This window comes from Pontibacter mucosus, from assembly GCF_003054055.1.
GTDB lineage: Bacteria > Bacteroidota > Bacteroidia > Cytophagales > Hymenobacteraceae > Pontibacter > Pontibacter mucosus.
The window spans coordinates 480,511-499,070 of sequence record NZ_QBKI01000001.1; the positions used below are offsets into that span (position 1 = coordinate 480,511).

The following is an 18,560-nucleotide window of genomic DNA, read 5'->3' on the forward strand; positions in this document are numbered from 1 at the left end:
TATCTTAAGAAAACAACAGTTAATATAGTATAAAATGGCTGGAGGAAAAGAGACACCAAGGCAGAAGATGATCGGTATGATGTACCTCGTACTGACTGCAATGCTTGCCTTGAACGTGAGCTCGGCTATCCTGTTAAAGTTCCAGTTCTTGGACGAGTCTTTACAGACGGTGAACAAGAAGACGGTAACGGATAACGCCGGGGTCGTATCGAATATAAAAGCTGCCATTGCGGAGAACAGAAATCCCTCTGCCAATGACCAGCGTGTGCTGAAAACAGCAGAAGAGGTACGCAACAGAACATCAGAGATGGTTTCCTATATCCAGGGACTGCGCGACATGTTGATTAAAGAGACAGGCGGGCAGAATGAGGAAGGAACCGGATATGCCAACCCAAGTGGAAATGATATCGTGGCAATGACCATGATCGGAGCCGCGAGCAAGAACAATGGCAAAGCTTACGAACTGGAGCAGAAGCTGAATGAGTATGCAAAGTTTCTGAGACAGCATCATGAACAAGTACCAGCTAAAATTGCCTTAAGTGGTTCAGAAGACCCTGTGGCTGCGAAGGACCCAGCTCAGAAACGTAAGGATTTTGCCCAATTGAACTTTGAGGAGACACCAATGGTGGCTGCTCTGGCAGTACTTTCTCAGAAAGAGGCGGAAGTGCTGAAGTATGAGGCTGACGTGCTGCAGAAGCTTGCCCAGCAGGTAGGTGCCGATATTATCAAGTTCGAGAAGATTTTTGCCATGGCGCGCGCCGAGTCTAAGACGGTTGCTGCCGGTACAAAATACGCTGCTGATATGTTCATCGCAGCATCTTCCGACAATATCACGCCAAGAATGTCTTACGGTGGCAAGCCTGTTAAAGTAGAGAACGGAATGGGGAGAGTAGAGTTTGTGGCTTCTGCCTCTAACTACGATGCCGACGGTAACTCTAAGCAAAAATGGACAGGTCAGGTGACTATCAACCAGAATGGCCGCGACACGACCTTCACTGTAACAGAGGAGTATATTGTTGCCAAGCCAGTAATTCAGGTGCAGTCCGCTTCTGTTCAGGCCCTGTATTTCCAGTGTGCAAATGAGCTTAACATTCAGGTGCCTGCTTTGGGTGCTGTGTATGACCCAAGCTTCAGCGCGAGCGGAGGACAAGCAATTAAAGGTGCAAAGAAAGGCGAAGTAACCATTATCCCGAATGCTACGGAAGTAACAATCAACGTAAGCAGCGGTGGCAACTCTATCGGATCAGAGAAGTTTAAGGTTCGCCCGATTCCAAAGCCGGAGATTGTGGCTTTGGTAAACGGCAAGCCTATCGACGTGAAGCGCGGAATTCCAGCACAGTCTTTCAGAGCGGTTGAAATTCAGGCAGTAGCTGACGAAGGGTTTAAGCAATTATTACCTAACGAGGCACGTTATAGAGTAACGAAGTGGAGAGCTTACCTGGTACGTGGCAACCAGCCAATTGATCAGGGCGAGTTTAACGGACCTACAGCTAACCTGACCAGCTTTGCCTCTAAAGCCAGCAAAGGCGACAGAGTGGTGATTGAAGTGCTTGATGTAAAGCGCCTCAACTACAAAGGCACGGCAGTAGATGTTCAGGTAGGTACACCTAACTTCCAGGTTCCTTTAAATTAACAAATAGAAGCTTACAAGGAGTATGAAATTAGTTAAAGCAATAGGTGTAGCAGCCGGTTTAATGTTGTCTGTAGGAGCCATGGCCCAGCAGGTATCAAACACTACTGAAAGCAACCCATCAGCAAGGCCTATTCCTGAGTCTGATATCCTGTTCAAGAAAACAGTGTGGCGCAAAATCGACCTTCGCGAGAAGCAGAACAAGCCCCTGTTCTCTGAAAACAGAGAGATCACGAAGATCATCATAGAGGCCGTTAAAAGTGGAGAGCTCACCGCCTACAGAAGCGATTCTGTAAGCACACCTATCACGCGCGAAGAGTTCATGCAAAATCTGACTCCTAAGGAATCTGAAGGAGGCCTGAGTGAGGAAGAAATTGCAGCTGGCTTCGGTCAGGTAGAGGAAGAGGATGATGCCTGGGGTGCTGCCCTTGGCTCTAGCGGCGGAACTACTGAAGCTGCTCCTGTAAGCAACGAGTACTTTCCAAAGCAGCTATACCTGCTGGAATTGAAGGAGAACGTGGTGTTCGATAAGAAGCGCTCACGCATGTACCACGATATCCAGACAATCAGTATTAAAGTGCCTGCCACGCTGAACCCACTGGGCTTTGAGCAAAATGTGGCTAGCTTTAAGATGAGCGATCTGGTACGCGTGTTCCGTAACAACCCGGAAACAGCAATCTGGTACAACGCGCAGAACGATGCACAGCACAAGAACCTGGCTGACGCTTTCGACCTGTGGCTGTTCAGCTCTTACATCACCAAAATCTCTAACCCTGGCGACCAGAACCTTGCATCCATCTACGGTGGCGGTAAGAACGGTCTGCTAGCTGCTCAGAATGCCTTGGAGGCACTGATTGAGTATGAGTATAGCCTGTGGAGCTACTAATATCCGCAGCAGCTTAGACATAAAAAGGAGACTCATTTGAGTCTCCTTTTCTTTTTGTGCCTACACCTGTAGCAGATTATACTTTATACCATTAATAAGTCAATACGGCGTACATCAGTGCCCTGGCTCGCCTCTGGCGAGTGTGAGCTATCGGGGCACTCTGGCCGCTTTAACTTTGTGCCTCCAGGCATGGCGGCGAGACGCCACCAAATGACGCACACTCGCCAGAGGCGAGCGAGGGCACAAGCTAAGGCGCACAACTTGTTCAATGTTGGTATTCACTGTGAACTAGAAAGTATAAAATCTATACTTGGAAGCGCAAGTATAACTTACAGGCAAAGTATAAATCATGCACCTGCGCCACTTTGAGTCGAATGGAGGTGTTCGAAAAGTATAGTAGCCTTTGCCTTGCCCACCTCAACCGTTAGCTGATCCAGGGAAAGCTCGCGCAACTTCTTAACGGATCTATACTTCTGCAAAAGGGCATCTGCAGTAGAGGGGCCAATGCCTTTGATGTCGGTCAGCTCTGTTTTTAAGGTACCGGCATCCCGCTTGCTGCGGTGGAACGTAATAGCAAAACGGTGCGCCTCGTTCCGAAGCCGCTGTATGAGCTTCAACGACTCAGATTTCTTGTCAATGTAGAGCGGCAGAGAATCGCCGGGGTAGAAGATTTCTTCCAGTCGCTTGGCGATACCCACCACGGCTATCTTACCATACAAGTCCAAGTCCCGGAGCGCTTTGACGGCCATACTCAGCTGACCCTTGCCCCCATCGATGATGATGAGTTGCGGGAGGGGCTGGTTTTCGTCGAGCAGGCGGCGGTAGCGGCGGGTAACAATCTCATACATTGATTCGAAATCGTTGGGCCCCACAACCGTTTTAATGTTGAAATGACGGTAATCCTTCTTACTGGGCTTTCCGTTTTTGAAGCAAACCATGGAGGCCACCGGGTTATCGCCCTGGAAGTTGGAGTTGTCGAAGCATTCGATCTGCCGCGGAAGTTCTGTCAGGCGCAGGTCCTTTTTCAGCGTTTCCAGTACACGCAGCTCGCGCTGCTCATTCTTCTCTTTATACTTCTCCTGCCGTCCCTCACGCTCTTTGCGCAAGTATAAAGCGTTCTTGAGCGATAAATTAAGCAGCTTTCTCTTATCACCAATCTGTGGGTAAGTAACCATCACGTTGTCAAGCGGTAGCTGCAGCTCAATGTTCGTGATTATCTCACGGGAGGTGCTTTCAAATTCCTGCCGTAGCTGAACTATTACAGAGGCGAGTATCTCCGCATCCTCCTCGTCCAGTTTCTTCTCCAGCTCCAGCGACTGGGTAAGTATAATGGAGCCGTTCATCACCTTCAGGTAGTTGATAAAGGCGCACTCCTCGTTGCTGGTGATGGTAAAAACATCGATGTTGGTGAGCGTATTACTTACCACGGTAGACTTGGCCTGGAAATCCTCCAGCAAGTCAAGCTTCTGTTTATACTTGTGCGCCACCTCAAACTGGAAGTCAGCGGCGGCAGCGGCCATCTGTTCCTTAAAGTATACTTTGGCCACGGAGAGGTTGCCGGAAAGTATGTTCCGGATCTGGGAAATGTTGGCGTTATACTCCGTCTCGTCCATCAGCGCCTCACAGGGGCCCTTGCAGTTGCCGATGTGGTACTCCAGGCATACCTTGAATTTGCCGGCCGCAATATTCTCCGGCGAGAGGTTATAGGTACACGTGCGGATGGGGTACAGGGTGCGGATCAGGTCCAGCAGCACGTTCATGGTGGTGACGCTGGGGTAAGGCCCAAAGTAACGCGAGCCATCGTTCTTCTTGTTGCGTGTGCTGATAACGCGCGGAAACCGCTCGTTTACAATGCAGATGTAGGGGTATGTTTTGCCATCCTTTAGCAGGATGTTATACTTAGGCTGATACTGCTTGATAAGGTTGTTCTCGAGCAGGAAAGCATCGGCCTCCGTGTCTACAATCGTAAACTCGATGTCCTTTATCTGCGAGACAAGCTTCAGCGTTTTTTTATTATGCTGGGCAGAGCGATTGAAGTAGGAGCTAACACGCTTCCTGATATCAATCGCTTTGCCAACATAGATGATGCCATGCTCGTCGAAGAACTTGTAGATGCCGGGTTTGTGCGGCAGGTGCGGTATTTTCTCCTTCAGCTTCTCGTTTGCTGGCATAAAGTAAGGGAATTAGATTTCCAGGTTAAGCTCGGTGGGCAGATTAAGGAACTCATCCTGCTGGGTAGAGTCAATCGGCACACCGCGGTTATACTTGTCACAATCTAATTCTACCGATAAAGGCATAGAAGGTTTAGGGAACGGCTCCTGTGTCAGGCCTATGGACTTATCATTATACACTTTCTGCATGAAAGCGCCGTAGATAGGCATAGCCAGTCGACCACCCTGGCCAAGGGCAAGGGTGCGGAAGTGGATAGAGCGATCCTCACCGCCCACCCAAACACCGGCCACCAAGTCTGGTGTGATGCCCATAAACCAGGCGTCGGAATAGTTCTGGGATGTACCGGTTTTAGCGCCCATCTCGTTTTTAAGGCCATTGCGGAAGCGCAGGCCATAGTAAGCGGTACCACCTGGCTCGGCAGCCGCCTTCAGCATGTGCACCATCGTATAGGCCGTTTCCTCGCTCAGAGCCTCTACAGTTTTAGGCATAAACTCCACCAGCACGTTGCCATGCTTGTCCTCGATGCGGGTGATAAAGTTTGGCTGCACCCAGGTGCCGCCGTTCACGAAAGTGCCGTAAGCGCCCACCATGTCGAACAGGGAAACATCACTCGTACCGAGTACCAAGGCCGGCGTTTCGTCAAGCGGTGTGGTGATACCCATACGGCGTGCGGTTTGTGCCACAGCCGGCGCGCCCAGCTTGTTCACCAGGAAAGCAGAGATAGAGTTAACAGACTCAGCCAGTGCCTTGCGTAACGTATAACGCTCGCCGCTATACTTGTTGTTGGCATTTTTAGGGCACCACATCTTTCCATCCGGCAGCGGGATGCAGTTTTCCGTGTCCAGCACCTCGTAGCAAGGTGGGTAGCCATTCTCGATGGCGGTGGTATACAGGAACGGTTTAAACGTAGAACCAGGCTGGCGGGAGCTCTGTTTCACGTGGTCATACTTGAAGTGCTTGTAGTTGATACCGCCCACCCAAGCCTTGATGTGGCCCGTCTGCGGCTCCATGGCCATGAAGCCGGTCTGCAGGAAGTGCTTGTAATGCTTGAGCGAGTCCATTGGGCTCATGACTACATCTTTCTCCCCCTCCCAGGTGAAAATCCTCATCGGGACTTTCTTGTTGAGGTAGTAGTTAATCGAGTCGTTGTCATCGCCGAAACGCGCCTTCAGGCGGCGGTAGCGGTCGGTACGCTTGATGGCCATCTCCGGGAAGCCCTTGAGTTCCTTCATGTTCTCATCCACCCACGGGTTGCGGCCTTTCCAGTGCTCGAAGAAAACCTTCTGGCGGTCTTTCATGTGCTCTACCACAGCCTCCTCAGCATACTTCTGCATGCGCGCATCGATAGTGGTGAAGATGCGCAGGCCGTCGGCATACAGGTCGTAGCCGTTTTCGCGGCACCACTGCAGCAGGAACTTGCTGGCTTCGGTGCGGAAGTATGGTGCCAAGCCAATGTTATGGCTTTCCACGCGGTAATCGAGCGTTATCTCCTCGTCTTTTAACTTATTAAACTCGGCGTCGGTCATAAAGCCATACTTAACCATCTGGGCCAGTACCACATTGCGGCGGCGCTTGGAGTTCTCGGGATTGAACTTAGGGCTGAAATTAGTAGGAGCTTTTAGTAAGCCCACCAGGACTGCCGATTCCTGCACATTCAGTTCCTCAGGCTTTTTGTTGAAGAAAGTCTTGGCGGCAACCTTGATACCGTAGGCGTTAGAGCCAAAATCCACGGTGTTCAAATACATTGTCATGATCTCCCGCTTGGTGTAGGAGCGCTCCAACTTCACAGCCATGATCCATTCCTTGGTTTTCAGGATGAGCATCCCGAGGCCGGGCACATCGTTCAGCACGCCGTTGTTGAGCTCCTCGCTACGCGTGTTAAAGAGATTTTTGGCCACCTGCTGCGTCAGCGTACTGCCGCCGCCTTTCTGGTTACCGGTGATGATACCAGCCGCCACGCGTACCATTGCCTGCGGGTCAATGCCGGCGTGCTCTTCAAAACGGATGTCCTCGGTGGCCATCAGGGCGTTAATCAGGTTCTCCGGAAGCTCATCGTACTCCACTGGGGAGCGGTTCTCGCGGAAGTATTTTCCCAGGAGTTCGTTGTCGGCAGAGTATAGCTCGGAGGCTACCTCGCTTTTTGGGTTCTCGAGGGTGCGCAGGTCCGGCATCTCCCCGAACAGGTTCAGGAAATTTATACTTACCGCGAAGATATAAAGTACAAAAGCCGCAAAGCCGCCGATAAACAGCAGCCACAGCACCGACACCACCTTTGGGTAAAAGGATTTTTTAGGAGTAATGGTCTTTTGACGCGTAGTCATGTAATTAATAATTGTCTTTGAAGAAGGTCAGGTATACTTCAGGATCTTTCTTCTGTATAAATTTCTCGAAGTTGGCAGAAGAGATAACAAAGGTAAGGAATTCTACGCCTCTTATTCTACCCACCGGAGCCTGCGGCGCCTTTTGTTTGATGTTATAAGAGGAGGCAAGCTTCAGATCCTGGAAAGAACGAGCCACCAGCATGGTTCTGCCGTCTCCAAAATCCTGGGACTCCAGCGTAAGCTTTTCATTTCTATAGTACATGTTGTTATACTTCTCATACTTCTGCCCAATGTCAGCAAAAGCCTTTTCACCTGCAGGGAAGATCAGCACAAAATAATAAGCCGAGTCTGCCTCCGTAGTATAGGCTAGCGGGTCTGCTGCCGGGTCAGCCAGGAGGGTGTCGATGGCCGTGGCCTCCTGCGCTACAGCAGTGTCTGCCTCTGGTGTTGCCGGCGGCTCCGGCAGTGCTGTGTCTCCTGGCTGCGGTTTAGGAGCAGGGGGCAGTACCGGCGATGCCTTGCCCACTGATGCAGTAGCCTGTGCAATTTCTGTGCTAACTTTCTGCTCCGGGCTGAGGGCAGCGGCTTCTTGCTTCGGGGCCGGTGGCGCAGGCGCCTCTGTTCTGAGCTGGTTTTTCTGTTCCAGGTCCTGGTAAGTGGCCAGCAGTTTGTCCGCCTGCTTCACCAGAGGGCTGTTCTTGTGCTCTTTCTTAAACCAGTTTAGCTTTTCGCGCAGCACCTCCGGCTTCTCGGTTCGGGCCGCAACCATGGCATCCAGAAACATGATCTTGTCCTGGATGTCGTTGAAAGGGTATTGGGCGGACACCGTCTTCAGTAGCTCCACGGCCTGCTGATACTCCTGCGCCTCGTAGTGAGCGTACGCTGAGTCATACAGGGCGTGTGCCTTCAGGTTGTCGGCAGCGGTTTTGGCCAGGAAGCCCTCATCATCCAGCAAACGGGCATAGGTGGTGTTGGGGAACTGCTGCTTTATCTTCTGGTAGTATACCTGCTGCTGTTCCTGGTTGCCGGTGCGGCCATACAGTAAGTATAAACTATAGTAGGATGCGGCTGCATGAGACGTATGCGGAAAGCGCTGCAACAGCTGCTCGTAGGTAGAGATAGCCTCTTTCGGCTCCTGAAGGCTTTGGGCATAGATGCCGGCCAGGCGGAAAAGCGCCTCCTCCACCATCCTCTCCGACTGCTGCATGGCGGCGGTGCTGAGCGGCAGGTTCTGCAGGTAAGCATCTACCTGGGCTTTCAGGCGTTCCTCCGGGCTAACCTCCGTTTCCGGTTCAGCTATACTTTCCGGGGTCTGTACAATCTGTACGGGCTGGGTTCCGGTCTCGCCCCGTGTGCGGATGCGCCAGAAGTCCTGGTTCGGCCGGTCGCCCCAGCGGCGGGTGAACTCGGCGCGGGCCGAGGCCATGGCCGAGGGGTTATCAAAGTACCACACGCCCCCGGTGTTGCTGGTGCCGAAGGTCGCGTTATTATTGTTCGTGCGGGTCTGGTTGCGGCGGCTCTCCTGCTCCTGGCGCTGAGCCTGCTCCTGCTGCTTGGCTGCTAAGGCAAGGCGCTCTTCCTCCTCGCGCTGCGCCAGGGTCTGCAAAAACGCCATGCGTTCTGCCTCCGGCATGTTGGCGATGTGCTGCAGGCTGTCCTGCGTGTGGATGGTGGTGTACTGCTGGGCAAAGTCGGCCAGGATATCGCGGCGCTCGGCCACAGCCTCGTACTGGGCTGCCTGCTGCGGGTATACCTGCACGGCGCTGTCGTAGTAGGCGGCCGCCAGTTCATACTTGTTCAGGTTCTCAAAATAGATTTCGCCGGCCAGTACATAGCTATAAGCCTTCTGGTTGGGCAGCGCGCCCGGCGTGCGCAGCGACTGTTGCAGGTGCTCCAGGGCCTTGTCATAATGCTGTTGGCGCAGCTCGAAGCGCGCCATCTCATAGTATATCTTGTCGCGGTACTCCTTATTCTTCTCATCGCGGAGCATGCGCTGGTAATACCCCTCAATGCGCTCCACCTCGTTGTTGTCGGCCAGTTCGGTTACCTGCCCCAGGTTCAGGCGGCTGAAGAAGCCCAGGTCGTAAGGAGGGTTGCTGCGAAGCACCTTGCTGTACTGCCGGTCGGCCTCCTTGTTCTGCCCCGTCAGCTGGTAAAGCTGCCCTAAGGTATAGCGTACCCGGGAGGCGGCGTCTTTCTCGTCAAAGTTAGGAAGGGAAAGGACCAGGTTTTCGATGAGTTGGGTCGTATCGCTTTGCAGGCGGTAGTAGTGTGCCCGGGTTAAGTATAGCTCGCGGGCATTGGCCTTGTTAAGGCGCTCCTTGCGCAGGTACTCCGATACCTGCTGGGCATTCTCCATCTCACCTAATACTATAAAGGAGCGCATGAGCCACACCAGCGCCTCGTGCCGCTCGTCTTTGCCCTTGCCGTTGGCATTGACATACTTGAAGGTGCGTACCGCTTCCTCAAAGTTCAGCTCGTAGAAGTTCGCCTTGCCAATCAGCACATAGCTGTTGTCAACCCACTTGCTGTTGGGGTGGTACTGTATCGGGAAAGAGGCTTTTTTCTTGATGTCCTCCAGGTCAGCGGCCATAGCGGTGGCTTTGGCGGTGTCGAGGGGCGGGAAGATGGGCAGCACCTGGCTGTAGTCGTATACTGTTTGCTCCTGCAGCTGCTCTTCCAGCAGGCGCAGCTTCTCCTTAGCCAGAAAGTAACCGTTGTAGCGGGCGGTGGTGTTGTGGTAGGCCTTGCTCATGGGGTTGTTGCGCTCGGCAGAGCAAGCCGACAACAGCAGTCCGGCAAGTATAAAAAGTATGTACAGCGGGTTCTTGTTCAAAGTAGCGGCGTGCAGCAGGTTTTCGGTGCTTCTAATATATAAAGTATAAACGCTTTGGGCGAGGCTAAAAGTATAGCCATCTGCGCCACAACAGCCCACACGGCAACGCCTGCCGGGCCGATTCGCATCTTATCTACAAAAATACAATAATCATCGGATAGTTAAGCATATAGCGCAATTGAGCCTGCTATTGAACTATACAATATTCCAAATGGTTTCAGGCCAGGTATACTTTGCCCTGGTTGCACTGTTTTGGCGCGTTGGCACGTAAAAAGGAGTATCTTTGCAAACTTCTGAAGCCATGGAACATCAACCGGAAAAAGAACAGCAGCCTGAGCAGCGCAGGCAGGAAAGTATAAAGCCTTATGTCAAATACTCCGGCATGGCGTTTCAGATGATCGGGGCGCTGGTGCTGGCTGCCTTTGGCGGCCGCTGGCTGGATGCCCAGGTGGGCAACAACAAGCCCTGGTTTACCATCGGCCTGCTGCTGGTAGCCGTGCTGGCCACCATGATCCTGACCATAGTCTCCATCAATAAAAAATAACTTACGTGAAGTTTGTCAGAAACCTGCTTATCCTAACGGCCATTCTTTGTGCCATCATTGGCGTCCTGCTACAATTTACCGGTTATACCCTGCTGCACAGCTACATCTGGCACATGCTCGTTTTTTTTGTATTCATCACCGGTTTTACCTATTATCTGACGCAACTGGGCTACAAAAACGACCCTGACAACTTCCAGGTGTACTATTTTGCGTCTATGGGTTTCAGGATGGTGCTCAGCCTGGGGGTAGTGGGGCTGTATATCTGGTTCTACCAGGAAGGGCGTTTGCAGTTCGTCTTCAACTTCTTCGCGTTATATTTCCTCTTCACCGGGTTTGAAATTTACAGTTTGTTGGCTAACTTGCGCCCGCATTTGAAAAGCCAGAATTAACGGTAGGTTCTGTCTGTAAAATCTTGCTTCTAAATCATTCTTAATGAAGAGGTTATTCGTTCTATTGTTTTCCTTCCTGACGCTAACTGCTTTTGCTGAGGCGGCCTCGGAAGATGGGAAGTTTGAGCCGGGGGCTATGATCACGCATCACATTGCGGATGATTATACCTGGCATTTTGCTGATGGTGTGGTGGCGTACCTGCCTGTTATACTTGTGGATAACGGCGAGTTCCAGGTGTTTTCCTCAAGCAATTTCTACAACGAAGCTCACGAGTTGGTGCCTTACAACGGCTATGCGCTGGACCATGGCCACATCGTGAAGGTGGATGCTTCCGGAGAGCCGTTGGCAGATCAGGCAGGGTTGTACGACTTCTCTATCACTAAGAACGTAGCGTCCCTGTTTGTTAGTGTGGCTTTGATGCTGGTTATCTTCTTTGTGATAGCAGGCCGCTACAAAAACAACGCAAAAGTCGCTCCTCGCGGAATTCAGTCTTTCTTCGAGCCCATCATTATCTTTATCCGCGACGAGATTGCCAAGGCGAACATCGGTCCGAAGTATGAGCGCTACATGCCTTACCTGCTTACCGTGTTCTTCTTTATCTGGTTCAACAACCTGCTGGGCCTGATGCCCGGCGGCGCGAACCTGACCGGTAACATCGCAGTGACCCTGGTGCTGGCTGGTCTTACCCTGCTTATTACGCTGTTTAGCGGCAATAAAAACTACTGGAAGCACATTGTAGCTACCCCTGGCGTTCCTGCCTGGCTGGCCCCTATCATGATTCCGGTGGAACTTATCGGCATCCTGACAAAGCCATTCTCCCTGATGGTCCGACTTTTTGCCAACATCACGGCAGGTCACATCATCATCCTGTCATTGTTTAGCTTGATCTTTATTTTCGAGAGCTTATCAGTGGCGCCGCTGAGCGTGGCCTTCTCTATCTTCATGATGTTCCTGGAGTTGTTCGTAGCCTTGCTGCAGGCATACATCTTCACCCTGCTGTCTGCCATGTACTTTGGCGGCGCGGTAGAGGAGCACGACCATGCGGATGAGCATCATTAATCAGAATTTTATTTTTTAACTATATATAACTATAACTATGTTGTTAGCACTTCTGCTTCAAGCTGTTTCTGAAGGCGCTGGTCTTGGTATTCTGGGTGCCGGTATCGGTGCAGGTCTGGTTGCTCTTGGCGCCGGTCTTGGTATCGGTCGTATCGGTGGCTCAGCTATGGAATCTATTGCCCGTCAGCCAGAGGCTGGTGGCAAAATCCAAACTGCCATGATTATCTCTGCCGCTCTTATCGAGGGTGTAAGCCTTTTCGGTGTGGTAGTGTGTCTTCTGATCGCTATTGCTTAATTACTTTTCTAAAGTAACAAGCTAACATTACCTGATCTCACGTCTGGGCGCATGGCCCAGACGATGAGATCAAAAACATAGTTCAGGTATAGTTAAAAGGTTGCCGCTGGCGCAGCCGCAATAAAAAGAATTTAATACTCAACCAACATAAACAATGGAATTAGTAACCCCTGGTATTGGTCTGATTTTCTGGCAGACGGTAGTGTTCCTGCTCGTACTGTTCCTGCTTGGTAAGTTTGCGTGGAAGCCGATTATGAATGCGCTCCAGGAGCGGGAGTCTTCTATCGAGAATGCCCTGAGCGCGGCCGAGAAGGCGAAGCTGGAGATGCAGGCACTGAAGGCAGACAACGAGAAACTGCTGGCAGAAGCCCGTTTGGAGCGTGACAAAATCCTGAAAGAGGCTACTGATGCCGCCAACAGCATTGTAGAGACTGCCAAGCAGAAAGCGAACGAAGAGGGTGCACGCATGATTGAGCAGGCTCGTGAGTCTATTGAGAATGAGAAGCGCGCTGCCATCACAGAGGTGAAAAACATGGCTGCCTCTCTGTCGCTGCAGATCGCAGAGCAAATCCTGCGAAAAGAACTGAGCGACAAGAACGCGCAGCAGGCGCTGGCTCAGGAGTATATCCGTGAAGTAACGCTTAACTAACAAAGTATAGACGCGGACTGCCACGGCAGTTTCCGCCTCATTATAAAAAAGCACTATGTCAGATATTAGAGTTGCTTCCAGGTACGCGAAGTCGCTGATTGAGCTGGCTGAGGAGAAGAATGTGCTGGAGCAGGTAAATGCAGACATGCAGCTGTTCCAGCAGGTTGTTTCCCAGAACCGCGATTTTAAGCTGCTGCTTCTTAATCCAATAGTAAAATCGGATAAAAAGCTGGTCATCATCAATAAAGTGTTTCAGGGAAAAGTGAACGAGCTGACGCTGGCCTTCTTCAACCTGATCGCGCGCAAGAGCCGTGAAGCAGTGTTGGAGGGTGTTGCTACTTCTTTCCAGGATCAGTACCGGGTGATACAAGGCATACAGAGCGCAGAGGTTATCTCTGCCACGCCGCTTTCACCTGCCCTGCGCGACGAACTGGGTAAGAAACTGGTGGCCCAGACAGGTAAGCGTATCGAGCTGGTGGAGCGCATCGACCCATCCCTGATCGGTGGATTCGTGCTGCGTGTAGGCGATAAACAAATCGACAGCTCCGTGAAGAACAGCCTTCGCAAGCTGAGAAATCAATTTAAAGACAACCCATATATTAATAAACTATAATCATGGCAGAAGTAAGACCTGACGAAGTATCAGCCATATTAAGAGAACAGCTGTCTAACTTCCGTACCGAGGCGGAACTGGAAGAAGTAGGCACTGTACTGCAAGTGGGTGACGGTGTCGCTCGTATCTATGGCCTTTCCAAGGCTCAGTCTGGTGAGCTCTTAGAGTTTGAAAACGGACTGCAAGCGCTGGTGCTGAACCTGGAAGAGGACAACGTAGGTGCCGTATTGCTCGGTGACTACAGCGAGATAAAAGAGGGTGCCACTGTAAGAAGAACTAACCGCATTGCCTCCATTAAGGTAGGTGACGGTATTGTTGGCCGTGTGGTGAACACACTGGGCCAGCCAATCGACGGCAAAGGCCCTATCGCCGGCGAGATGTATGAAATGCCACTGGAGCGTAAAGCCCCAGGCGTAATCTTCCGTCAGCCCGTAAACGAGCCAATGCAGACTGGTATCAAGGCGATCGACTCCATGATTCCGATCGGCCGTGGCCAGCGTGAGCTTATCATCGGTGACCGCCAGACTGGTAAGACGGCAGTTGCTATCGATACTATCCTGAACCAGCGTGAGTTCTATGACAGAGGAGAGCCGGTATTCTGTATCTACGTAGCCGTTGGCCAGAAAGCCTCTACCGTAGCGCAGGTGGTAAAAGCCCTGCAGGAGGGTGGTGCCATGGAGTATACCGTGGTGGTAGCAGCTTCTGCCGCTGACCCTGCTCCAATGCAGTTCTTCGCTCCGTTTACAGGTGCTGCCATCGGAGAGTTCTTCCGTGATACAGGCCGCCCTGCACTGGTAGTATACGACGACCTTTCCAAGCAAGCTGTGGCTTACCGTGAGGTGTCTCTGCTGCTGCGTCGTCCGCCAGGGCGTGAGGCTTACCCAGGTGACGTATTCTACCTGCACTCCCGTCTGCTGGAGCGTGCGGCGAAGATTAACGCATCTGACGAAATCGCTCAGAACATGAACGACCTGCCAGAGTCTATCAAGCACCTGGTGAAAGGCGGCGGCTCCCTGACAGCCCTTCCAATCATCGAGACACAGGCTGGTGACGTTTCTGCCTATATCCCAACAAACGTAATTTCAATTACGGACGGCCAGATCTTCCTGGAGACCAACCTGTTCAACGCGGGTGTTCGTCCGGCCATTAACGTGGGTATCTCGGTATCTCGTGTGGGTGGTTCTGCGCAGATCAAGTCGATGAAGAAAGTGGCCGGTACCCTGAAGCTGGACCAGGCGCAGTTCCGCGAGCTGGAGGCTTTTGCCAAGTTCGGTTCTGACCTGGATGCTGCTACTAAGCTGACAATCGAGCGTGGTCGCCGTAACCTGGAGATCCTGAAGCAGGCGCAGTTCTCGCCAGTTCCGGTAGAGGAGCAGGTAGCCACTATCTATGCTGCTACGAACGGTCTGCTGGACACTGTTCCGGTGAACGAGGTGAGAAACTTCGAGAAGGACTTCCTGCGCAACATGCGTGCACAGCATGCGAATGCCCTGAACGCCCTGCGCGCTGGTAAGCTGGATGACGAAACCACGGCTGCTATCAAGCAGGTGGCGAAGGAGACAGCTGCAAAGTATAATAAATAGTCTTTAAGTAAAGAGGCTGGAGGTTGGGGCAAGCGCCTTTAACCTCCGGCCTTTGCTCATAGCGATAATATATGGCAAGTTTAAAAGAGGTTAGAGGCCGCATCACATCGGTATCGTCTACGCAGCAGATTACCAAGGCCATGAAAATGGTGGCGGCTGCCAAGCTGAGACGTGCACAGGATAGCATTATGCGTATGCGCCCTTACGCGCAGCGCCTGAGTGGCATCCTGACAAACCTTTCCTCTATGGCAGAGGGGGCAGTCACAAATCCTTACGCAGAGAAGCGCGAGGCGAATAAGGTGCTGATCATCGCAGTAACCTCTGATCGTGGCCTGGCTGGTGCCTTCAACTCCAACATCATTAAGGCGGTTAACACGCTGGTGAACGGGCAATACAGAAGCCAGTTTGAAGCCGGCAACGTGACCATCCTGACGATTGGCCGCAAGGGCTTCGATGCTTTCCGCAAGAGAGGCTACAACGTGATCGGCGATTACAGCAACACGTTCACCAACCTGTCTTTTGATACCGTTCGCCTTGCTGCGGAGCATGCCATGGCAGGTTTTGTGGCAGGCGAGTTTGATAAGGTTGATCTTGTCTACAATGAATTCAAGAACGTAGCGACGCAGATTGTGCGCCATGAGCAGTTCCTGCCGATAGAGGAGAAGGCGGCAGAGGAGGCAGACGCAGAGATGACGCTGATCGACTACACGTTTGAGCCTTCCAAGGAGCAGATTGTGGAGGAGCTGATTCCAAAATCGCTGAAGATACAAGTATACAAGGCAGTGCTGGAGTCTAACGCCTCTGAGCACGGTGCCCGTATGACGGCGATGGACAAAGCCACGGAAAATGCCGGTGAGCTGCTGAAGGAGCTGAAGCTCACCTACAACAGGACGCGCCAGGCAGCCATCACGAAGGAGATCCTCGAGATTGTTGGTGGTGCCGAGGCCTTAGCTTCCAAATAAGCGAAATAAAAGGAACCAGAAGCAGCGCCCACCGACAAAAGTGGGCGCTGCTTCTTTGTGGCGGTGCCTGTACCTTAAGAATGATTAAGGTATAATAAAATAATAATGTTGAAACGCGGAATAAGGCGCATTACTAACTTGTACTTCCTATATTTGTAAGGAGAGAACCTATAGATAAATGAGATACAAAGAGTTACTCAAGTCCTTGGGAAAGGTTAAGGCCACGGCGGCCTTTGCACTACTGCTAAGCGCCTGTGCCGGCACAACCCCGAGTGCTCCGACAGCCCCCGCGAACAACAACACGAACACCCTTGCCGCCGCTGAGCACCCCATCCAGCAACGCCCGAAGCTGATAGTGGGCATCGTGGTAGACCAGATGCGCTACGATTACCTGTACCGCTACTGGGATAAGTATGGCAACGACGGCTTCAAGAAAATGCTGACCCAGGGGTATAACTTCAAAAATACCCAGTACAGCTACGTGCCGACCTATACCGGCCCCGGACATGCGTCAGTATATACCGGCAGTGTGCCCGCCCTAAACGGCATCGTGGGGAACAGCTGGTACGAGCGGGAGAAGAAAGCGACTGTTTACTGCGTGGAGGACAAGACCGTGCAGACTGTGGGCAGCAGCTCGAAAGCGGGACTAATGTCGCCTGCTAACCTGAAAACGACTACCATTACCGACGAGCTGCGCCTTGCCACTAACATGAAGGCAAAAGTAGTGGGCGTAGCCTTGAAAGACCGCGGTTCTATACTTCCGGCGGGCCACCTGGGCAATGGCGCCTACTGGTTCGACTCGGAGAGTGGCAATTGGATTACAAGTACCTACTATGCGCAGGATTTGCCGCAGTGGGTGAAGGAGTTTAACGCCAAAAAGCTGGCAGACCAATACCTGAGCAAGCCGTGGGAGACCTTGCTTCCGATTGAGCAATACACGGAGAGTACAGCCGATGACATGCCCTGGGAAGGTACCCTTGCCGGAGAGCAGAAACCGGTATTCCCGCACAATGTGCCTGCATTAAGAGGTAAGGACTATGAGCTTATCCGCTCTGTGCCGGCTGGCAACACCATCACAAAAGACTTTGCGCTGGCGGCACTAAGAGGCGAGGGGCTGGGCAAGGATGACGTAACAGACTTCCTGGCCGTGAGCTTTTCGACGCCAGACTATGTAGGCCATACTTTTGGGCCGAACTCCATAGAGGCCCAGGATGTTTTCCTGCGCCTGGACCGCGAAATGGCCGAGCTGATCAGCGAAATTGAGAAAGAAGTAGGCCAGGGCGAGGTGCTGTTCTTCCTGACGGCAGACCATGGGGCGGCGCACGTGCCCGGTTACCTGCAGAGCCTGAAAGTACCTGCCGGTGTGGCTACTTCCGCCGTGATTCGTGATTCGGTGGATGGGTACCTGGACAAAGTATACGGAAATGCTGATTGGGTAGAGCGTTACACCAACCAGCAGATCTACCTGAACCGTACAACAATAGAAGGCAAGAAGCTGAACAAAGCGGATGTAGAGCAGCGTGTGGCTGCTTATGTGCTACGTTTTAAAGGCGTGATGCGCGCGGTAACATCCTCGGCCCTGCAAAACAGTAACTGGGGTACCGGCATGATGGCCCGCGTGGAGAGCGGTTATAACGCCAAGCGCTCTGGCGATGTTATCCTGCTGCTGGAGCCAGGCTGGTTCGAAGGCTACGGGAAAGACCCGAAGGGAACCACGCACGGCTCATACTCCAACTACGATACCCACGTGCCGCTTCTCTGGTATGGCTGGAAAGTGCAGCCAGGCGAGAGCGAAGCCGAAGCGGCTGTTGCGGATATTGCACCAACAATAGCGGCCTGGCTATACATTCAGGAGCCGAACGGAAGCGTAGGCAGGCCTTTACAAGTATACATGAAATAAACCATAGCGCCTGAAGAAGAACAGATTGACGGCGTCTTTAACATTAACGATGAATATGGAGAATACAGAGGACAAGAACAATCCATGGCATAGTGTGAGTTACGGCGAAATGTCGCCAGAAGTGGTAACGGCTATCATTGAGATCCCGAAAGGGTCGAAGGCCAAGTATGAGTTGGATAAGGATAGCGGTATGCTGAAGCTGGACCGTGTGCTTTTCTCATCGGTAAACTACCCTGCCAATTATGGCTTTATCCCACAAACCTACTGCGACGACAAAGACCCGCTGGATATACTGGTGATCTGCTCTATTGACGTGCAGCCGATGTGCCTGATAGACGCTAAAGTGATTGGCGTGATGCAGATGATAGACAACAACGAGGAGGACGATAAAATCATTGCCGTGGCCTACAACGACATGTCGGTGCGCCACATCAACGATATTTCTGAACTGCCGCCACATACGCTGCTGGAGATGCGCCGTTTCTTCGAAGACTACAAGAAGCTGGAGAACAAGGAGGTAATCGTGGAACAGTTCCTGGGCCGCGAGCATGCTTACAGAATTATCCAGGAGAGCATCGACCTTTACAACACTACATTTGGCGAGCCTTCGAAGAAAGAGCAAACGCTTTAAAAACTTTACTTTTCCTGTTTAAGCCTGGCCCGGGGTAACCCGAGCCGGGCTTTTATTTTTTGGCAGTGGCAGCTCTAAGTATGGTGCCC

15 protein-coding genes are annotated in these 18,560 nt (G+C 52.1%); 12 read left to right on the forward strand and 3 right to left on the reverse strand.

Going from position 1 to position 18,560, the window contains the following annotated elements; all coding sequences use genetic code 11:
• Positions 1-34 precede the first annotated feature (34 nt).
• Together porM and porN are read left to right on the forward strand one after the other, a co-directional pair.
• Positions 35-1,633: a type IX secretion system motor protein PorM/GldM gene (gene porM / locus C8N40_RS02155; protein ID WP_108210144.1), complete on the forward strand. Its 1,599-nt coding sequence runs from the start codon at positions 35-37 to the stop codon at positions 1,631-1,633.
• Positions 1,634-1,655: 22 nt separating this feature from the next.
• Positions 1,656-2,516 carry a type IX secretion system ring subunit PorN/GldN gene (gene porN / locus C8N40_RS02160; protein WP_108210145.1) on the forward strand — a complete coding sequence of 287 codons (861 nt, stop codon included), beginning with the start codon at positions 1,656-1,658 and terminating at the stop codon, positions 2,514-2,516.
• A gap of 347 nt (positions 2,517-2,863) precedes the next feature.
• Here the strand turns inward: porN and uvrC are convergent, their stop codons facing one another.
• The 3 genes from uvrC to porW are packed head-to-tail and all read right to left on the reverse strand — an operon-like array spanning position 2,864 to position 9,845.
• Positions 2,864-4,687 carry an excinuclease ABC subunit UvrC gene (gene uvrC / locus C8N40_RS02165; RefSeq protein WP_108210146.1) on the reverse strand — a complete coding sequence of 608 codons (1,824 nt, stop codon included), beginning with the start codon at positions 4,685-4,687 and terminating at the stop codon, positions 2,864-2,866.
• Between the two features lie 12 nt (positions 4,688-4,699).
• Positions 4,700-7,009, reverse strand: coding sequence for a penicillin-binding protein 1A (locus C8N40_RS02170; protein WP_108210147.1), 2,310 nt, complete (start codon positions 7,007-7,009; stop codon positions 4,700-4,702).
• Positions 7,010-7,013: 4 nt separating this feature from the next.
• Positions 7,014-9,845: a type IX secretion system periplasmic lipoprotein PorW/SprE gene (porW, locus tag C8N40_RS02175; protein WP_108210426.1), complete on the reverse strand. Its 2,832-nt coding sequence runs from the start codon at positions 9,843-9,845 to the stop codon at positions 7,014-7,016.
• Between the two features lie 301 nt (positions 9,846-10,146).
• On the opposite strand from porW, the gene C8N40_RS02180 reads away from it, so the two are divergent.
• The 10 genes from C8N40_RS02180 to C8N40_RS02225 all read left to right on the forward strand — a co-directional run bounded on the left by C8N40_RS02180 (position 10,147) and on the right by C8N40_RS02225 (position 18,471).
• Entirely contained in the window at positions 10,147-10,389 is a 243-nt protein-coding gene (locus tag C8N40_RS02180; protein ID WP_108210148.1) for an AtpZ/AtpI family protein, read from the forward strand.
• Between the two features lie 5 nt (positions 10,390-10,394).
• Positions 10,395-10,778, forward strand: a complete 384-nt coding sequence (locus C8N40_RS02185; protein WP_092101194.1) for a hypothetical protein — start codon at positions 10,395-10,397, stop codon at positions 10,776-10,778.
• A gap of 43 nt (positions 10,779-10,821) precedes the next feature.
• The gene (gene atpB / locus C8N40_RS02190) at positions 10,822-11,838 is read left to right on the forward strand and encodes a F0F1 ATP synthase subunit A (RefSeq protein WP_108210149.1); all 1,017 of its coding nucleotides are present in this window, start codon (positions 10,822-10,824) and stop codon (positions 11,836-11,838) included.
• A 37-nt stretch (positions 11,839-11,875) separates the two neighbouring features.
• Positions 11,876-12,133, forward strand: a complete 258-nt coding sequence (gene atpE, locus C8N40_RS02195; RefSeq protein WP_092101198.1) for an ATP synthase F0 subunit C — start codon at positions 11,876-11,878, stop codon at positions 12,131-12,133.
• A gap of 154 nt (positions 12,134-12,287) precedes the next feature.
• Positions 12,288-12,782, forward strand: a complete 495-nt coding sequence (locus tag C8N40_RS02200; protein WP_108210150.1) for a F0F1 ATP synthase subunit B — start codon at positions 12,288-12,290, stop codon at positions 12,780-12,782.
• A gap of 55 nt (positions 12,783-12,837) precedes the next feature.
• Positions 12,838-13,395, forward strand: a complete 558-nt coding sequence (atpH, locus tag C8N40_RS02205; protein ID WP_108210151.1) for an ATP synthase F1 subunit delta — start codon at positions 12,838-12,840, stop codon at positions 13,393-13,395.
• A gap of 2 nt (positions 13,396-13,397) precedes the next feature.
• Positions 13,398-14,978 (forward strand): F0F1 ATP synthase subunit alpha, encoded by a 1,581-nt coding sequence (gene atpA, locus C8N40_RS02210; protein WP_108210152.1) that lies wholly within the window; start codon positions 13,398-13,400, stop codon positions 14,976-14,978.
• Positions 14,979-15,049: 71 nt separating this feature from the next.
• Positions 15,050-15,940: an ATP synthase F1 subunit gamma gene (gene atpG, locus C8N40_RS02215; RefSeq protein WP_108210153.1), complete on the forward strand. Its 891-nt coding sequence runs from the start codon at positions 15,050-15,052 to the stop codon at positions 15,938-15,940.
• Between the two features lie 205 nt (positions 15,941-16,145).
• Entirely contained in the window at positions 16,146-17,840 is a 1,695-nt protein-coding gene (gene pafA / locus C8N40_RS02220) for an alkaline phosphatase PafA (protein ID WP_245904958.1), read from the forward strand.
• A 49-nt stretch (positions 17,841-17,889) separates the two neighbouring features.
• Positions 17,890-18,471 carry an inorganic diphosphatase gene (locus tag C8N40_RS02225; protein ID WP_092101208.1) on the forward strand — a complete coding sequence of 194 codons (582 nt, stop codon included), beginning with the start codon at positions 17,890-17,892 and terminating at the stop codon, positions 18,469-18,471.
• Positions 18,472-18,560 lie beyond the last annotated feature (89 nt).

Excerpts from the sequence above, each read along its gene's own strand:
- porM (WP_108210144.1), top strand. The coding sequence starts at position 35 with ATGGCTGGAGGAAAAGAGACACCAAGGCAGAAGATGATCGGTATGATG.
- porN (WP_108210145.1), top strand. The coding sequence starts at position 1,656 with ATGAAATTAGTTAAAGCAATAGGTGTAGCAGCCGGTTTAATGTTGTCT.
- uvrC (WP_108210146.1), bottom strand. The coding sequence starts at position 4,687 with ATGCCAGCAAACGAGAAGCTGAAGGAGAAAATACCGCACCTGCCGCAC.
- C8N40_RS02170 (WP_108210147.1), bottom strand. The coding sequence starts at position 7,009 with ATGACTACGCGTCAAAAGACCATTACTCCTAAAAAATCCTTTTACCCA.
- C8N40_RS02180 (WP_108210148.1), top strand. The coding sequence starts at position 10,147 with ATGGAACATCAACCGGAAAAAGAACAGCAGCCTGAGCAGCGCAGGCAG.
- atpB (WP_108210149.1), top strand. The coding sequence starts at position 10,822 with ATGAAGAGGTTATTCGTTCTATTGTTTTCCTTCCTGACGCTAACTGCT.
- atpE (WP_092101198.1), top strand. The coding sequence starts at position 11,876 with ATGTTGTTAGCACTTCTGCTTCAAGCTGTTTCTGAAGGCGCTGGTCTT.
- C8N40_RS02200 (WP_108210150.1), top strand. The coding sequence starts at position 12,288 with ATGGAATTAGTAACCCCTGGTATTGGTCTGATTTTCTGGCAGACGGTA.
- atpH (WP_108210151.1), top strand. The coding sequence starts at position 12,838 with ATGTCAGATATTAGAGTTGCTTCCAGGTACGCGAAGTCGCTGATTGAG.
- atpA (WP_108210152.1), top strand. The coding sequence starts at position 13,398 with ATGGCAGAAGTAAGACCTGACGAAGTATCAGCCATATTAAGAGAACAG.
- atpG (WP_108210153.1), top strand. The coding sequence starts at position 15,050 with ATGGCAAGTTTAAAAGAGGTTAGAGGCCGCATCACATCGGTATCGTCT.
- C8N40_RS02225 (WP_092101208.1), top strand. The coding sequence starts at position 17,890 with ATGAATATGGAGAATACAGAGGACAAGAACAATCCATGGCATAGTGTG.